Origin of the sequence: Lysinibacillus sp. UBA5990 (assembly GCF_002429815.1) — a bacterium.
Taxonomy (GTDB): Bacteria; Bacillota; Bacilli; order Bacillales_A; family Planococcaceae; genus Lysinibacillus; species Lysinibacillus fusiformis.
Map to the genome: position 1 here is coordinate 23,957 of NZ_DJAY01000009.1, position 17,248 is coordinate 41,204.

A 17,248-nucleotide genomic window follows, 5' to 3' on the forward strand; every position below is an offset into this window, starting at 1 on the left:
GTTTTCCCTCCTTCTTGAGTGTTCAAATCATAAATCCACTAGGGATTACATTTCGAATAATTCGATTTCTTTGCTATCAGCAGTTAATTTAACAATCGCTTTACGACGTTTGTTAGTGTAACCACCGTAACGGCCAACACGCTTGAATTTACCTTTGTAGTTAAGAACGTTTACTTTCTCAACTTTTACACCAAAGATTTCTTCTACAGCGTCTTTTACTTGAGTTTTGTTAGCGCGAGTGTCTACTTCGAAAGTATACTTTTTCTCTGCCATAAGTTCTGAAGAACGCTCAGTAATGACCGGACGTTTTAAAATATCACGTGCTTCCATTATCCAAGCACCTCCTCAACTTTTTCTACTGCAGATTTAGTGAATACAACTTTTTCGTGACCTAAAAGATCAAGAACGTTGATTCCATTTGCAGTTAAAACTGTTACACCAGGGATGTTACGAGCAGATAATGCTACGTTTTCATCTAGGTCAGCAGTTACGAATAAAGATTTTTTCTCTAAAGAAAGATCTTTAAGAATTTTTGTGAATTCTTTTGTTTTTGGTGCTGCTAGTGTAAGAGCATCAAGAACTAAGAAGTTTTGTTCTACTACTTTAGCTGATAAAGCAGATTTAAGAGCTAAGCGACGAACTTTTTTAGGTAATTTATAAGAATAGCTACGTGGAGTAGGACCGAATACGATACCACCGCCGCGCCATTGTGGAGAACGGATAGAACCTTGACGAGCACGACCAGTTCCTTTTTGACGCCATGGCTTACGACCACCACCAGCAACTTCAGAACGGTTTTTAACCTTGTGATTACCTTGACGTAGAGAAGCGCGTTGAGCTACTACTGCGTCGAATAATACTGCTTCATTTGGCTCGATTCCGAAGATCGCATCGTTTAATTCGATTTCACCAACTGAAGCACCTGTTTGACTAAGTACAGATACTTTTGTCATTCCTGTTTCCTCCTTTCCTTAAGTGATTACTTAGCTTTAATTGCAGTTTTTACTGTAACTAGAGCTTTTTTAGAACCAGGAACATTACCTTTAACAAGTAGTAAGTTACGATCTGTATCAACTTTCACGATTTCTAAGTTTTGGATTGTAACTACATTGCCACCCATTTGACCAGGTAATTTCTTTTGTTTGAATACGCGGTTCGGAGCAACTGGACCCATTGAACCAGGACGACGGTGGTAACGAGAACCGTGGGCCATAGGACCACGAGATTGTCCGTGGCGTTTAATTACACCTTGGAAACCTTTACCCTTAGTAACACCTGTTACATCGATTACATCGCCTTCTGCGAAAATTTCTACTTTGACTTCTTGACCAACTTCGTACTCTTCCACGTTCACGTTGCGGAATTCACGAATGAAGCGCTTAGGAGCAGTGTTCGCTTTTGCTACGTGACCTTGTTGCGGTTTGTTAGAAAGCTTAACGCGCTTATCTTCGAAACCAACTTGAATTGCTTCGTAGCCGTCTGTTTCAACAGTTTTCTTTTGAAGTACTACGTTTGGAGTAGCTTCGATAACTGTTACCGGGATTAAATCGCCGTTTTCAGCGAAAACTTGTGTCATACCAATTTTTCTACCTAAGATTCCTTTAGCCATTTGTCACACCTCCTGTAAGTTTTAAAAAGTTATATTGTTTTTACCATTAAAGTTTGATTTCGATATCAACGCCAGATGGTAAATCAAGTTTCATTAACGCATCAACAGTTTGTGGTGTTGGGTTAACGATATCGATCAGACGTTTATGCGTACGCATTTCGAATTGTTCACGAGAATCTTTGTACTTGTGAACAGCACGAAGAATTGTGTACACAGACTTCTCAGTTGGAAGTGGAATCGGACCTGATACACTTGCACCTGAACGTTTTGCAGTTTCCACAATTTTCTCAGCAGATTGATCTAAAATACGGTGATCATACGCTTTTAAACGAATACGAATCTTTTGTTTTGCCATTATTTTCCCTCCTTCTCGCCTATTTTCTAGACATTCTCCACGAAAATTTTCCCACACACCGCCATGGCAAAGCGGCCGGGTGTGTCGGCAACCTCTCGCTTCATCGCAGTCAAAGACCAACATTCAACATTATATACAATAAAAAAAGAATAAGCAAGTCTTTTCGCTAAATTCTTTTAAATGTTGCTGATATTCTTAGTACTACTATTACTTCGCTTTGTTAAGCCGTTTATTAGTATATAAAATTTCACTACATATTGCAACACCTAAGGTTACCAAGCAACAATGTCGAACATTTCAAATAACTATGAAGTCTTTTTTAAATAGTAGTACCCTTTCTATTCTATAGAAAGAACACACATGCAATCCAACCAAATAGAATTAGTGGAATGTTAATGAATATAAAAGTCGGAACACAGGTGTCCCAAATATGATGATGTTGTCCATCTACATTTAATCCTGCTGTTGGTCCTAGTGTAGAATCTGATGCTGGAGAACCTGCATCGCCTAAAGCTCCTGCTGTACCTATTAAACAGAGGATCGCTAAAGGGCTCATTCCTAACCCTTGTGCGAGAGGAACAAAAAGCGTCGCAATAATTGGCACTGTTGCAAAGGAAGACCCAATCCCCATTGTCACAACTAATCCTATGACTAACATAATAAATACCGCTAAACTTCTATTTCCTTTTAAAATAGTTATAGAGCTTGTAATTAAGCTATCCACATGTCCAGTAGCATTAATGACCGCAGCGAAGCCATTTGCAGCGATCATAACAAACCCTATAAAGGCCATCATCTTCATTCCTTCAGATAGAATGTCATCTGCCTCTTTCCATTTCAGTGCCCCAGTAAAATACATAATCATAATACCTGCAAAGGAGCCAACAATCATAGAATCTGTTAACACTTGAGCACATAATGATACGACTAATGCAAGTGCTGTGGAAAACATCACAAATTTGCTGACATGAACATGGAGAGAGTCTGCCTCTATTTCATTATTTTTATAATGCCTTGGCTTACGATATACAATGAAGGCTATAAATAATCCAATCAGCATACCTAGCACTGGAATCGCCATTGCCACAGGGACATCACGTGAAGATACTACCATCCCAGCCTCAGACACTTGTGTAGCAACGATATCTTGAAAGATCGCTCCAAAGCCAGCCGGTACAAAGCTATAAGTACCTATTAAGCCCACTGCAATTAATGTTGCCACTAGACGCCGATCGACCTCTAGCATATTTAAAATTTTTAAAACAGGTGGAATCAATAGGGGAATAAAAGCGATATGAATAGGTATGACATTTTGAGATAAAATTGACATCAAGAAAATAAGGAAGAAAATTAAGATCTTCACTAAACCTTTTCGATTGCTTTCACTATTTAAAATGTTTAACATCCCTGTAATCATCAATTCAGGTATCCCGGTTTTGGAAATGGCGATGGCAAAGCCCCCAAGTAGGCCATAACTTAATGCAATAGTTGCACCTGCCCCTAACCCTTCTGTAAAAGATTCTACTGTTGCCTCAATGCTCATACCGCTTGTGACGCCGCCTACAAATGCTCCTAGCACTAAAGAAAGAACGACATTGATGCGAAGTAAGCTTAATATTAACATGACAGCTACCGCCATTATTACTGCATTCATTGTTACACTCACTTTCATACACTAAATTACTAACATGTTAAAGATTATTATTCTGATAATTGAAAGTCAAGGTTTTTCATCTTTAGAAGCAATAAAAAAACAGTATGACTAATTATCATCACACTGTTTCTGAGTTTTTACTTTATTGAATTGTTACAATGATTCTCGAACGACTTTTTTATAATATCCCACGGAAAGAATGGCAAAAATCGTATACAACGCTATATAACAGCACATCGCTATCCACAAGGGTGCCGTTAACTCTGTACCAAATAAAAACCATCCTGATTTAACAGCAAAATAACTATGCAATAATCCAATAATTAAAGGAACTCCAAAATTAAAGGCTTGTTTCATATATATGCCTCTCATAATATCTTTTTCTGCAAAGCCAATTTTTCTTAGGATTGTATAGGAACCACGCTCTTCCTCTGCCTCAGACATTTGTTTGAAGTACAGAATACTACCAGTTGTCATTAAGAAGGCTAATCCTAAAAAGGCAGTTGTAAATATAGTGAGACCTAATGATTCAATATTATCTTTACGTTTCTCTTCAAAAGAAGATTGAGTATATTGCTGTGTTTTACCCTCATGATCTTTAGTTGTAATCACCCCTGCACTTGTCTGTACATATAATTTCTCTGCCATTACTAAGTCTTCTTTTGAATTAATAGTAATAGACGATTGTTGATGCCATGGGTAATGCTCTGATTGCGTAGTTAGACTTTTAAACATATCGTCTGTTACAACAAAGATAGGCCCGCCACCTCCAGCTGTAACAATACCACTTATAATACTTTTATCATGTACATCTGTAACATGAAAAGTTTCTTCAAGCTCCCCTGCAGATACTACTACATCACGATCTTTCTCTAATGGGAACATCTCAGCCATATACCCACCATAGTTTGTTAAAATCACTTCATTCCCTGATAGCGAGGCTTCAGGGACACTCCTCTTGTAATCAGAAAGTGGAATCGTATAGATTGTTCCTTCCATATTATATAAAGGATTATCCTGCTGTTTTTTAGACATTAATTGTCCTACAGAGGCTGTTACTCCTTGCAAACGATAATCTACCTTATCATAGGCTATGTTATTTTTCTCTAATGCATGTAAGAAAGACGTCCCCTGCTCTTCTAGCAAGATAAAATCACCTGGTACTTGGCTATATGCCGATGCTTCTGAGGAATAGTAGGAGATATAGGATAATGTCGTCACACCTAGAGATACACCCGTTAATACAGTTATAAGCGTTAATGATTTAGCATTGCTCTTCATGCGATGCATAATAGGTGTTAATGCTAATACATCTTGGATGGAAAGATGCCCTTTTTTCTTTAAGCGAATAGTATTCATAATAAATGCTACAGAGAATCGAAAGACTAGAAATGTTCCACCAATTGTAGTAGCTAGAATAATGATCATATTAATAAATAGGTTACCAGCTGATTCAATATCAAATAGCTTTGTTGAAGCATAGTAGCCATAAACAATTAAAACTAGCCCCATAAAGCCTATTGCCATTTGTAATGCACTAAAACGTCTTACACGTTCATCTGCTTGTTTAGCTGCGGTAAATAGTGATAGTAAAGAAACACGATGAATCATCCAGGCCATTTGTATAAGGACAATCAACAAAAGTATAGTAAATACAATCATGGATTGCCGTAATGCCTGTGTACTAAATGTCATCGTTACAAGAGCTTCTCTCTCAAGCACACGCAATAAAATCATTGCAAACACGCGTGAACTAAAGAAGCCGGCTAGCATACCTAAAATCACAGCTCCCACAAATAGTAGAATATTTTCGATTGCTAATAGGCGTACAATCAATCCCTTGGTCATGCCAATCAATTGGTACAAGCCTATCTCCTTACTACGACGCTTCATAAATAAATGATTGGCGTACAAGACGAAGAACAAGACGATAAAATATAAAATATAAGTTGCTGCTTTAAATCCAGCCGTTGCCGTTCCACTCATTTGAACAGCATCCCATACCGCAGAATTATTTTGTAATGTTACAAAGGAAAAATATAAAGTAACGCTAAAAATAAGCGCAAAGAAATATAAATAGTAGTGCTTCATATTTTTCTTCATGCTTCTTAACACTAGCTTACTAAGACTCATAACCATCACCGCCTAGCACACTTTGCGTATGCATGATTTCCTGAAAAAAAGCCTGTCGTGTTTTATCCCCTTTATAAAGTTCACTATAAATAAGACCATCCTTTAAAAATAAAACACGTGTACAGAAACTTGCAGCTACTGCATCATGCGTAACCATCATTATGGTCGCTTCTTTTGTCTCATTAATATTTTGTAGATTTTGAAGCAAGGCTGTAGCTGATTTTGAATCTAATGCACCAGTAGGCTCATCCGCAAATACCAATGATGGATTTGTAATGAGTGCACGCGCGGCAGAAGTACGCTGTTTTTGCCCTCCGGATATCTCATTGGGATATTTATTTAAAATATCTGTTATGCCTAGTAAGGATGTTAGCTCCTTTACACGGCTTTCAGCAACTGCTTTAGGCAATTTACTGATCGCTAAGGGGAGAAGTATATTTTCTTTTACGGTTAATGTATCTAATAAATTATAATCTTGGAATATGAAACCTAATTGCTCTCTACGGAAATTGGCCAAAGCCTTTTCCTTCATTCCCTGTAAATTATGACTGTTTATTTCAATTACTCCTTCTGTTGCAAAGTCGATTGAACATAAGACATTTAAAAGTGTTGTTTTTCCTGAGCCAGAAGGTCCCATAATACCTACAAATTCACCTTTACTTACTTCCAAATCAATGCCCTTTAAAACTTCCTGAGCCGTTGATTTCTTTCCATAAACTTTTTTTATTTTACGACCAATTAAAACTGTCACTTATAAACGCCCCTTTCTATATTCAAAGTGTACCCTGTTGCATCTATTCATTCGTGCGTTTTACATGACAATATAAAAAGGTAGGTGACATTTTCGTCATCTACCTGTTAGTTTGACATATTCATTTTGTAATGGGAACCGTAGCGTAAATAATGAACCCTCGCCTACTTTCGATTGGACATTTATACGGATACCTATTTTTTTCGCCACATTATATGTTAAGTAAAGACCCATACCAGTAGAATGAGTAGACTCTCTCCCTACGTTACCTGTATATGACTTTTGAAAAATCCTAGGTAAATCCTCCGAAGGTATACCAATACCCATATCTTTAATATGTAATAATGTCGCACCTGTTGGGTCAAGTTCTGTGAAAATCATGACCTCTGAATTGGCTGAACTATATTTTATGGCGTTTGAGAGAATTTGCCGTACAATAAACGCAAGCCATTTACCATCTGTCATAACCTTTTCAGTCAGTTCATCTACTTCAAAACCAATTCCCTTTTCTATACACCAGGCTTGCATAGCTCGAATCTCTTTATAAACAATTGGTTTCAACTCAATTTCAGTTAAATAATTATCCTTCTCTATAGAAGTAAGTCTTGTTTGGTGCAGCTGTTGATCGACTAACAAATGGAGTCTTAACCATTCATTTTCTAATTTACGACGTGTGGATAAATCCTCCACATGGTCTAACATTAGATTAATAGTTGTTAAAGGTCCTTTTACTTCATGAACCCATGCCAGCAACTCATCTGAATACTCTTGGAGCTGCACTTTGGCCTGATTCAATTCCATATTCTTTTCATGAAAGACATCCTCTATTTTTCGAAAGCCCACTTCTTGAAAAGGTGATAATGATAAGCTACTTTTATGGGCTTCATCAAGACGACTATCCATATTTCCCAGGAAATCATTTAATTTCCCAACTTCAGCGATAAAACGCCACACAAAAAAGAGTACGAAACTAACAAGCAAACTAACATTTACATACCAAATAGACACACTATTTAAACCAACATCCAAAGAAAATAGCACGTTTAACAGTACCATAACAAATGCAAAAAAACCTATCCATGCAAAGCGTTCTCTTATAAATAATAGTAACAAATTAATTCACGTCCCTTGAGTTACAGCTATATAGCCGAGTCCCTTTTTGGTTAGAATCACTTCATGTAAGCCAATATCCTCGAGCTTTGCACGTAAACGGTTAACATTCACCGATAACGTATTATCGTTTACAAAACGTTCATCATCCCACAGTTTTCGCATTAGTTCATCTCTTGAGACGATATGATTAGCCTGTTCCACTAAGATGCGCAATATAAAGAGTTCATTTTTTGTTAAGGAAGCTATAGCTCCATCACACACAATTTCACTCCTTGCATAATCAATAACGGCTTCGTTAAAGCGTGTAACATCCATCTTTGCTTCAACATAGTCATATGTTCTTCGTAAAATAGCCTGTGCTTTAGCGAGTAATACTTCCATATGAAAGGGTTTTTGTATAAAATCATCTGCCCCCATTTGCATGGCCATCACCATATCCATTGGATGATCTCGCGAGGATAGAAAAAGGATTGGCACATTTGAGAGATGACGAATTTCTCGACACCAATGAAAGCCATCATAGGCAGGCAACTGAATATCAATTAGCACAAGATGAGGCTTCACTTCTATAAAATCATCCATCACCTTTTGAAAATTTTTTGGTCCAACAACTTGTAATGACCATTGTGCAAAACGTTCTTCAATCATACTAAATATCGATGGATCATCTTCTATCAGTAAAATTTTCATCTCCATATTCAAATCCCTTTCTGCTTAAATATTTAACATAGATGACATGCTGGCTGTTATGAATTCATACACTAATTAAAACCTTAATTAGTTTTATTTTAACATAAAAAACCAATCTGTAAGCGTCCCTACAGATTGGTTTGTATATTAGCGAAAGCTAAAATTATTTTTGGATAGAAGCAACTACGCCAGCGCCTACAGTACGGCCACCCTCACGGATAGAGAATTTAGTACCTTCTTCAAGAGCGATTGGAGCGATAAGTTCAACTGTCATTTCGATGTTATCACCAGGCATTACCATTTCAACGCCTTCTGGTAAGTTACAGATACCTGTTACGTCAGTTGTACGGAAGTAGAACTGAGGACGGTAGTTAGAGAAGAATGGAGTATGACGGCCACCCTCTTCTTTTGATAAAACATAAACTTCAGCTTTGAAGTTAGTGTGTGGAGTAATTGAACCTGGTTTAGCTAATACTTGACCACGTTGGATTTCTTCACGAGCAACACCACGAAGTAAAGCACCGATGTTGTCACCAGCTTCAGCATAGTCTAATAATTTACGGAACATTTCTACACCAGTTACAGTAGTAGATTTAGCTTCTTCAGCGATACCGATGATTTCAACTACGTCACCAACTTTAACTTGACCACGTTCAACACGGCCAGTTGCAACTGTACCACGACCAGTGATAGAGAATACGTCCTCTACTGGCATCATGAATGGTTTGTCAGTTTGACGTTCTGGAGTTGGGATGTAAGAATCTACAGCGTCCATTAATTCAACGATTTTTTCTTCCCATTCTGCTTCACCTTCAAGAGCTTTAAGAGCAGAACCTTTGATTACAGGAATATCGTCACCTGGGAAGTCATATTCAGATAGTAGGTCACGGATTTCCATTTCTACTAATTCTAATAATTCTTCGTCATCAACCATATCACATTTGTTCATGAATACTACTAAGTATGGAACACCTACTTGGCGAGATAAAAGGATGTGTTCACGAGTTTGTGGCATTGGGCCATCAGCAGCAGATACTACCAAGATACCGCCGTCCATTTGTGCAGCACCAGTGATCATGTTTTTAACATAGTCAGCGTGTCCTGGGCAGTCAACGTGTGCATAGTGACGAGTTTCAGTTTCGTATTCTACGTGAGAAGTATTGATTGTGATACCACGCTCTTTTTCTTCAGGAGCGTTATCGATGTCAGCGTATGATTTAGCTGTACCACCCATTTTTTTAGAAAGAACTGTAGCGATTGCAGCAGTTAAAGTAGTTTTACCATGGTCAACGTGTCCGATTGTACCAATGTTAGCATGCGTTTTAGAACGGTCAAATTTTTCTTTAGCCATTAGAGATTGCCTCCTCAAAATTATATGTTTATTTTTGAAATTTATAGAATGAATGCTGATAGAGAACGGGCCCATCCCCTATCCTGCAATCATAGCTTACAAATTAGTTATACTTTATGCAAGATGAAAATTCAATTATTCACCTTTATTTTTTTTGATGATTTCAGCAGCAATTGATTTTGGTACTTCTTCATAATGATCGAATGTCATTGAGAATACACCACGACCTTGCGTTGCAGAACGAAGAGTCGTTGCATAACCAAACATTTCTGCTAAAGGAACCATAGCACGAACAACTTGTGAGTTACCGCGAGCATCCATACCCTCAACGCGACCGCGACGAGAAGTAATGTTACCCATGATATCACCTAGGTATTCTTCTGGAATTACAACTTCTACTTTCATCATTGGTTCTAAGATAACAGCATCACATTGTTTAGATGCTTCTTTAAGAGCCATAGATGCAGCAATTTTGAACGCCATCTCATTCGAGTCAACGTCATGGTAAGAACCGAATACTAATTTCGCTTTAATATCGATTAGAGGGTAACCAGCTACTACACCGCGGTCAAGAGAGTCACGAAGACCTGCTTCAACTGCAGGAATGTATTCACGAGGAATTACACCACCAACGATAGCGTTTTCGAATTCAAAGCCTTTACCTTCTTCGTTTGGAGAGAACTCAATCGTTACGTCACCGTATTGTCCACGACCACCAGATTGGCGAGTGAATTTACCTTGAACTTTTGCAGAGCCACGGAATGTTTCACGGTAAGATACCATTGGAGCACCTACGTTAGCTTCTACTTTAAATTCACGGCGCATACGGTCAACTAAGATATCAAGGTGAAGTTCACCCATACCTGAGATGATTGTTTGTCCAGTTTCTGTGTCAGTGTGAGCACGGAAAGTTGGATCCTCTTCTTGAAGTTTTTGTAAAGCTTGACCCATTTTATCTTGGTCAGCTTTTGATTTTGGTTCTACAGAAAGAGAAATTACTGGCTCAGGGAATTCCATTGATTCAAGAATAACTAGGTTTTTCTCGTCACAAAGAGTATCACCAGTAGTAGTATCTTTAAGACCTACTGCTGCTGCGATGTCCCCAGCGAATACTTTAGAAATCTCTTCACGAGAGTTAGCGTGCATTTGTAGGATACGACCTACACGCTCACGTTTACCTTTAGAAGAGTTTTGTACGTATGAACCTGAATCTAATGTTCCAGAGTACACACGGAAGAACGTTAATTTACCTACGAATGGGTCAGTCATAACTTTGAATGCAAGAGCTGAGAATGGCTCCTCATCAGAAGATTTACGTTCTAACTCTTCGTCACCATCAACAGAAGTACCTTTGATTGCTGGTACATCTACTGGAGATGGTAAGTAATCGATAACAGCATTTAACATTGGGCGTACACCTTTGTGTTTGAACGCTGTACCACAGATTACTGGGTAGAATTCTACTGCGATTGTAGCACGACGGATTGCCGCTTTAAGTTCCGCAACAGAAATTTCTTCGCCTTCTAAATATTTTTCCATGATATCTTCATCAACACTTGCAACAGCATCGATTAATTTTTCACGGTATTCTTCAGCTTGTGCGCGGTATTCTTCAGGAATTTCTCCCTCAGTTACTGCTGTACCTTTTTCGTCACCATAGAAAGTAGCTTTCATTTCAACCAAGTCAATGATTGCAGAGAACTGATCTTCAGCTCCGATTGGTAATTGAATAGGGTGAGCGTTTGCTTGTAAACGATCATGTAGAGTTCCTACAGAATATAAGAAGTCTGCTCCTGTTTTATCCATTTTGTTAATGAATACAATACGTGGAACACCATAAGTTGTAGCTTGACGCCATACAGTTTCAGTTTGAGGCTCAACACCAGATTGAGCATCTAGTACTGTAACAGCACCGTCAAGTACGCGTAATGAACGTTCTACTTCTACAGTGAAGTCTACGTGTCCAGGCGTATCGATGATGTTTACACGATGGCCTGCCCATTGGGCTGTTGTTGCTGCAGAAGTGATTGTAATACCACGTTCTTGCTCTTGCTCCATCCAGTCCATTTGAGAAGCGCCTTCATGAGTTTCACCGATTTTGTGAATCTTACCAGTGTAATAAAGGATACGCTCAGTTGTTGTTGTTTTACCAGCATCAATGTGAGCCATGATCCCAATATTACGAGTATTCTCAAGTGAGAATTCGCGTTTCATAGGAAATTTCTCCTTCCATATTGGGGTAAAGACTGTATAAGAGACCTTGTGCTAACCAATCCGTTAACACATAGGTTATATTACCAGCGGTAGTGAGCGAATGCTTTGTTCGCTTCTGCCATTTTGTGCATATCTTCACGTTTCTTAACTGATGCACCAGTGTTGTTAGAAGCATCAAGAATTTCGTTAGCTAAACGCTCTTCCATAGTTTTTTCACCACGAAGACGAGCATAGTTAACTAGGTAACGAAGACCTAAAGTTGTACGACGTTCTGGACGAACTTCAACCGGTACTTGGTAGTTAGAACCACCAACACGGCGAGCGCGTACTTCAAGAACTGGCATTACGTTATTTAGAGCGGCTTCGAATACTTCAATTGGATTTTCACCAGAACGTTCTTTAACAATTTCGAACGCACCGTATAAAATCTTTTGAGAAGTACCTCTTTTACCATCAACCATCATTTTATTGATTAAACGAGTTACTAGTTTTGAACTATAAATTGGATCTGGTAACACGTCACGTTTGGAAACAGGACCTTTACGAGGCATGTGTTTTCCTCCTTTCGAATAAATATCGATTATTTTATAAGTTAGCCTTTTTATAGTCGTCAATCAAATATCAAATCTGCTAGCAAGATTCGATATTTGTGACAATTAGTAGGAGGCTCAGTTTTAAATAACGTTATTGAACGTTAAATTATTTTTTTTCTTTAGGGCGTTTTGTTCCGTATTTAGAACGTGATTGTAAACGACCGTTTACACCAGCTGTATCAAGAGCTCCACGTACGATATGGTAACGAACACCCGCTAAGTCTTTTACGCGTCCGCCACGGATAAGAACAACACTGTGCTCTTGTAAGTTGTGGCCTTCACCTGGGATATAAGCTGTAACCTCAATTTGGTTAGTTAAACGTACACGAGCGTATTTACGTAACGCTGAGTTTGGTTTACGAGGTGTCATTGTACCAACACGAGTACAAACACCACGTTTTTGTGGAGATTTAACATCAGTTAAAGATTTTTTAAATGAGTTATATCCTTTGTTTAACGCTGGTGATTTTGATTTCGTGCTTTTAGATTGACGAGGCTTACGTACTAATTGGTTAATTGTAGGCATCGATTTTTCCTCCCTTCATTTATTCCTTGTTAATACCACACATCCAGGTGGTTCATTTTTTGGGTAAAAACAAAGTCTTTGTGTTTAATACACAAAAACTACTCTCCAGTAATTGCAACTACCGCAGCTCCAACGTGGATTCCACAGGCCTTGCCCAGTTCCTTTTTGGACTCAACAAGAATAACTGGTATACCGATTTCTCTCGCGAAAGATATGGCCAAATCGGTTACCCAATTGTCTGCATCAAGTGCCACAAGAAGTTCTTTCACTGAACCGGCTCGCATTGCTTTTACTGCTTGCTTTGTACCTATGATTGTTTGACTAGTCCTTACTTTATCATAAGACATTTTCATATCCTCCGAAGTACAGACAGTTAACTATCAACCTTCAATATATTATCATTACCATTTTATACTGTCAACTAATATCTTTAAAAAGTCCGAAGAGATGGCGTAATTCCATCTCTTCGGCATATTTTTAATGTTTATTCAGCAGAAACGACTTCTGTGTCAAGCTCATCTTTTTCGATGCGGATTTGACGGTAACGTTGCATACCAGTACCTGCAGGAACAAGTTTACCGATAATTACGTTCTCTTTTAATCCAAGAAGCTCGTCACGTTTACCCTTAATTGCTGCATCTGTTAACACACGTGTTGTTTCTTGGAACGATGCTGCAGATAAGAATGATTCTGTTTCAAGAGAAGCTTTTGTAATACCTAGGATTACAGGACGACAAGTAGCAGGGTTTTTGCCATTCATAACAGCATCTGCGTTTGCCTCTGCAAATTGGTGGATATCTAGTAATGAACCTGGTAATAAATCTGTATCTCCAGCTTCAATTACACGTACTTTTCGAAGCATTTGGCGAACCATTACTTCGATATGTTTATCTCCAATTTCTACCCCTTGCATACGGTATACTTTTTGAACTTCTTTTAATAAATATTCTTGAACAGTTGAAACGTCTTTGACTTTTAACAATTGTTTTGGATCGATAGAACCCTCTGTTAAAACTTGACCACGCTCTACATTATCACCTTCGATAACTTTTAGACGTGCATTATAAGGCGCTTGATACTTACGAGTTTCTACGTCACCTTGGACAGTGATTTCTTTTAAGCCCTCACGGATTTCTGTGATATCTGAAACAGTACCTGCGATCTCTGAAATAACAGATTGACCTTTTGGATTACGTGCTTCAAAGATCTCTTGGATACGTGGAAGACCTTGTGTAATATCGTCCCCGGCAACACCACCTGTATGGAATGTACGCATTGTTAACTGTGTACCCGGTTCACCGATTGATTGAGCAGCAATAATACCAACTGCCTCTCCTACCTCAACCTTTTCACCTGTTGCTAAGTTCATGCCGTAACATTTTTTACATACGCCATGTTTTGTATTACATGTAAATGCTGAACGGATAGTCACTTCTTCAATACCAGCTTCGATAATTGCACGAGCCACATCTTGATCGATTAAACCATCTTTGTTTAGAATCACTTCACCAGTTTCAGGGTGGAAGATTGTTTTCTTCGTATGACGACCAACAATACGTTCATCTAGAGCCTCGATTAGCTCTGTGCCTTCCATTAATGCACCAATTGTTAAACCACGGTCAGTACCACAGTCATCTTCGCGCACAATTACATCCTGTGCAACGTCAACAAGACGACGTGTTAAGTAACCTGAATCGGCAGTTTTTAGGGCTGTATCGGCAAGACCTTTACGAGCACCGTGAGTTGAGATGAAGTACTCTAATACTGTTAAACCTTCACGGAATGAAGATTTAATTGGTAGTTCGATGATACGACCAGCCGGGTTGGCCATCAGACCACGCATACCTGCTAACTGTGTAAAGTTAGATGCGTTACCACGGGCACCTGAGTCAGACATCATGAAGATTGGGTTTGTTTTCTCAAGAGACTTCATCAGTTTCGCTTGGATTTCATCTTTGGCAGCACTCCAGCTTGAGATAACACGGTCATAACGCTCATCCTCTGTGATGAAACCACGGCGGAATTGCGCTTGAACTTTATCTACTTTTTCTTGAGCTACTGCTAAAATTTCACCTTTGTCAGGTAATACGACGATATCAGATACACCAACAGTAATACCAGCACGTGTTGAATACTTGAATCCAAGGTTTTTCATGCGGTCAAGCATTTTAGACGTTTCAGTAATGTGGAAACGTTTAAATACTTCAGCAATGATATTTCCTAAGAACTTTTTACGGAATGGATTTACAACTGGTACAGATTCAAAATGCTTGCGCAATACAGCTGTACGTTGTGCGTCAATTTTCCCTTTTTCATCAAGGCTATTATAAGCACTATCTGATTCAAGCTCTTTTAGTGTGTCTTCGTCAATTGTTAAATTCACAAAGTATTTTTCTGGTGTCACTTGCTCTAAGTTAAAATCAGTCGGCTCATTGATATAAGGGAATGATTCAGGCAAGATTTCGTTAAAGATTACTTTACCGACAGTCGTTAATAGGAACATATTATTTTGTTCCTCTGTGAATGTTGGGTTATTTAACGAACTAGCTTTAATAGCAATACGTGTATGCAAATGCACATGACCTGTATCATATGCGATTAAAACCTCGTTTGGACCGTAGAAAATAGTACCTTCTCCACGTGCATTTTCACGTTCAAGCGTTAAGTAGTAGTTTCCTAATACCATATCTTGCGAAGGTGTTACGACCGGTTTACCGTCTTTTGGATTCAGGATGTTTTGCGCAGCAAGCATCAGAAGACGAGCCTCAGCTTGAGCTTCAGCAGACAATGGTACGTGAACCGCCATTTGGTCACCATCGAAGTCAGCGTTATATGCTGTACATACTAATGGGTGAAGACGAATAGCACGACCTTCTACTAGCGTTGGTTCAAATGCTTGAATACCAAGACGGTGTAGCGTTGGTGCACGGTTAAGTAATACTGGATGCTCACGGATAACATCTTCTAATACATCCCAAACGTCGTTGTTTAAACGTTCGATTTTACGCTTAGCAGATTTAATGTTATGAGCAAGACCACGTTCTACTAATTCCTTCATAACGAACGGCTTGAATAATTCAATAGCCATTTCTTTAGGTAGACCACATTGGTACATTTTTAAGTTTGGACCTACTACGATAACGGAACGACCAGAATAGTCAACACGCTTACCAAGTAGATTTTGACGGAAACGACCTTGTTTACCTTTCAACATATGTGAAAGTGATTTTAGTGGACGGTTACCAGGACCTGTTACAGGACGTCCGCGACGACCATTATCAATTAACGCGTCAACAGCTTCTTGTAACATACGTTTTTCGTTTTGTACGATGATGCTTGGAGCACCTAAATCTAATAAACGTTTTAAACGGTTATTACGGTTGATAACACGACGGTATAAATCGTTTAAATCTGAAGTTGCAAAACGTCCACCATCTAATTGCACCATTGGACGAAGCTCAGGTGGAATTACAGGTAGTACATCTAAAATCATCCATTCAGGTGAGTTACCTGAGTTACGGAATGATTCAACAACCTCTAAACGTTTGATAGCACGAGTACGTCTTTGACCTTGTGCAGATTTTAACTCTTCTTTTAAAGAATGTGTCTCATCTTCTAGGTCAATTTTGCCTAATAATTTTTTAATTGCTTCTGCACCCATTGCAGCTTCGAAAGTATTTCCGAATTTTTCACGGTATGCACGGTACTCTTTTTCTGAAAGTAATTGTTTGCTTTCTAAATTCGTCGCACCAGCCTCAATCACAACGTATGAAGCAAAATAAATAACTTCTTCAAGTGCACGCGGTGACATATCTAAAATTAGACCCATACGGCTAGGAATACCTTTGAAGTACCAGATATGAGAAACTGGTGCAGCTAATTCGATATGACCCATACGTTCACGACGAACTTTAGCACGCGTTACTTCAACACCACAGCGGTCACAAACTACGCCTTTATAGCGAACACGTTTATATTTACCACAATGACATTCCCAATCCTTAGTTGGCCCAAAAATACGCTCACAGAATAAACCATCTTTTTCTGGTTTTAACGTACGGTAGTTAATTGTTTCAGGTTTTTTTACCTCACCATATGACCAAGAGCGAATCTTGTCAGGGGATGCTAAACCAATTTTCATATATTCAAATTCATTAACGTCTATCAAGGAGCCTACCTCCCTCTAGTATAGGTCTTTATAAAGACTCTTTTACGCAGCTCGATAATCGCTTGCAAAGAATTGCCTCTTTGACAAAGGA

General features: G+C 38.7%; 15 protein-coding genes. All 15 read right to left on the bottom strand.

Annotated features, from left to right (window positions below):
- Positions 1–45: 45 nt before the first annotated feature.
- The 15 genes from rplW to rpoC all read right to left on the bottom strand — a co-directional run bounded on the left by rplW (position 46) and on the right by rpoC (position 17,157).
- Positions 46–330, bottom strand: a complete 285-nt coding sequence (gene rplW, locus B3D94_RS05715) for a 50S ribosomal protein L23 (protein ID WP_004233628.1) — start codon at positions 328–330, stop codon at positions 46–48.
- On the bottom strand, positions 330–953 hold the full coding sequence (rplD, locus tag B3D94_RS05720) for a 50S ribosomal protein L4 (protein WP_012296062.1): 624 nt from the start codon (positions 951–953) through the stop codon (positions 330–332). The genes rplW and rplD overlap by 1 nt, the downstream gene beginning before the upstream one ends.
- Positions 954–979: 26 nt before the next feature.
- On the bottom strand, positions 980–1,609 hold the full coding sequence (gene rplC, locus B3D94_RS05725; protein ID WP_031416717.1) for a 50S ribosomal protein L3: 630 nt from the start codon (positions 1,607–1,609) through the stop codon (positions 980–982).
- 46 nt (positions 1,610–1,655) lie between these two features.
- Positions 1,656–1,964: a 30S ribosomal protein S10 gene (gene rpsJ, locus B3D94_RS05730; protein WP_004233624.1), complete on the bottom strand. Its 309-nt coding sequence runs from the start codon at positions 1,962–1,964 to the stop codon at positions 1,656–1,658.
- Between the two features lie 343 nt (positions 1,965–2,307).
- Positions 2,308–3,618 (bottom strand): Na+/H+ antiporter family protein, encoded by a 1,311-nt coding sequence (locus B3D94_RS05735; protein ID WP_069483214.1) that lies wholly within the window; start codon positions 3,616–3,618, stop codon positions 2,308–2,310.
- 153 nt (positions 3,619–3,771) lie between these two features.
- Positions 3,772–5,751 (bottom strand): FtsX-like permease family protein, encoded by a 1,980-nt coding sequence (locus B3D94_RS05740; RefSeq protein ID WP_291755625.1) that lies wholly within the window; start codon positions 5,749–5,751, stop codon positions 3,772–3,774.
- Positions 5,741–6,502 (bottom strand): ABC transporter ATP-binding protein, encoded by a 762-nt coding sequence (locus B3D94_RS05745; RefSeq protein ID WP_069483212.1) that lies wholly within the window; start codon positions 6,500–6,502, stop codon positions 5,741–5,743. The genes B3D94_RS05740 and B3D94_RS05745 overlap by 11 nt, the downstream gene beginning before the upstream one ends.
- 96 nt (positions 6,503–6,598) lie before the next feature.
- Positions 6,599–7,615, bottom strand: a complete 1,017-nt coding sequence (locus B3D94_RS05750) for a sensor histidine kinase (protein ID WP_069483211.1) — start codon at positions 7,613–7,615, stop codon at positions 6,599–6,601.
- A 6-nt stretch (positions 7,616–7,621) separates the two neighbouring features.
- Complete coding sequence (locus tag B3D94_RS05755; RefSeq protein ID WP_083244765.1) at positions 7,622–8,311, bottom strand: response regulator transcription factor; 690 nt, start codon at positions 8,309–8,311, stop codon at positions 7,622–7,624.
- Positions 8,312–8,468: 157 nt separating this feature from the next.
- Entirely contained in the window at positions 8,469–9,656 is a 1,188-nt protein-coding gene (tuf, locus tag B3D94_RS05760; protein ID WP_069483210.1) for an elongation factor Tu, read from the bottom strand.
- Between the two features lie 135 nt (positions 9,657–9,791).
- On the bottom strand, positions 9,792–11,870 hold the full coding sequence (gene fusA, locus B3D94_RS05765) for an elongation factor G (protein ID WP_025116447.1): 2,079 nt from the start codon (positions 11,868–11,870) through the stop codon (positions 9,792–9,794).
- Positions 11,871–11,950: 80 nt separating this feature from the next.
- Positions 11,951–12,421 carry a 30S ribosomal protein S7 gene (gene rpsG / locus B3D94_RS05770; protein ID WP_025116448.1) on the bottom strand — a complete coding sequence of 157 codons (471 nt, stop codon included), beginning with the start codon at positions 12,419–12,421 and terminating at the stop codon, positions 11,951–11,953.
- Positions 12,422–12,569: 148 nt separating this feature from the next.
- A complete protein-coding gene (gene rpsL / locus B3D94_RS05775) occupies positions 12,570–12,989 on the bottom strand; it encodes a 30S ribosomal protein S12 (protein WP_008181595.1) in 420 nt (139 codons plus the stop codon).
- A gap of 98 nt (positions 12,990–13,087) precedes the next feature.
- The gene (locus B3D94_RS05780; protein WP_025116449.1) at positions 13,088–13,336 is read right to left on the bottom strand and encodes a ribosomal L7Ae/L30e/S12e/Gadd45 family protein; all 249 of its coding nucleotides are present in this window, start codon (positions 13,334–13,336) and stop codon (positions 13,088–13,090) included.
- Between the two features lie 137 nt (positions 13,337–13,473).
- Positions 13,474–17,157, bottom strand: a complete 3,684-nt coding sequence (gene rpoC / locus B3D94_RS05785; RefSeq protein ID WP_069483209.1) for a DNA-directed RNA polymerase subunit beta' — start codon at positions 17,155–17,157, stop codon at positions 13,474–13,476.
- Positions 17,158–17,248 lie beyond the last annotated feature (91 nt).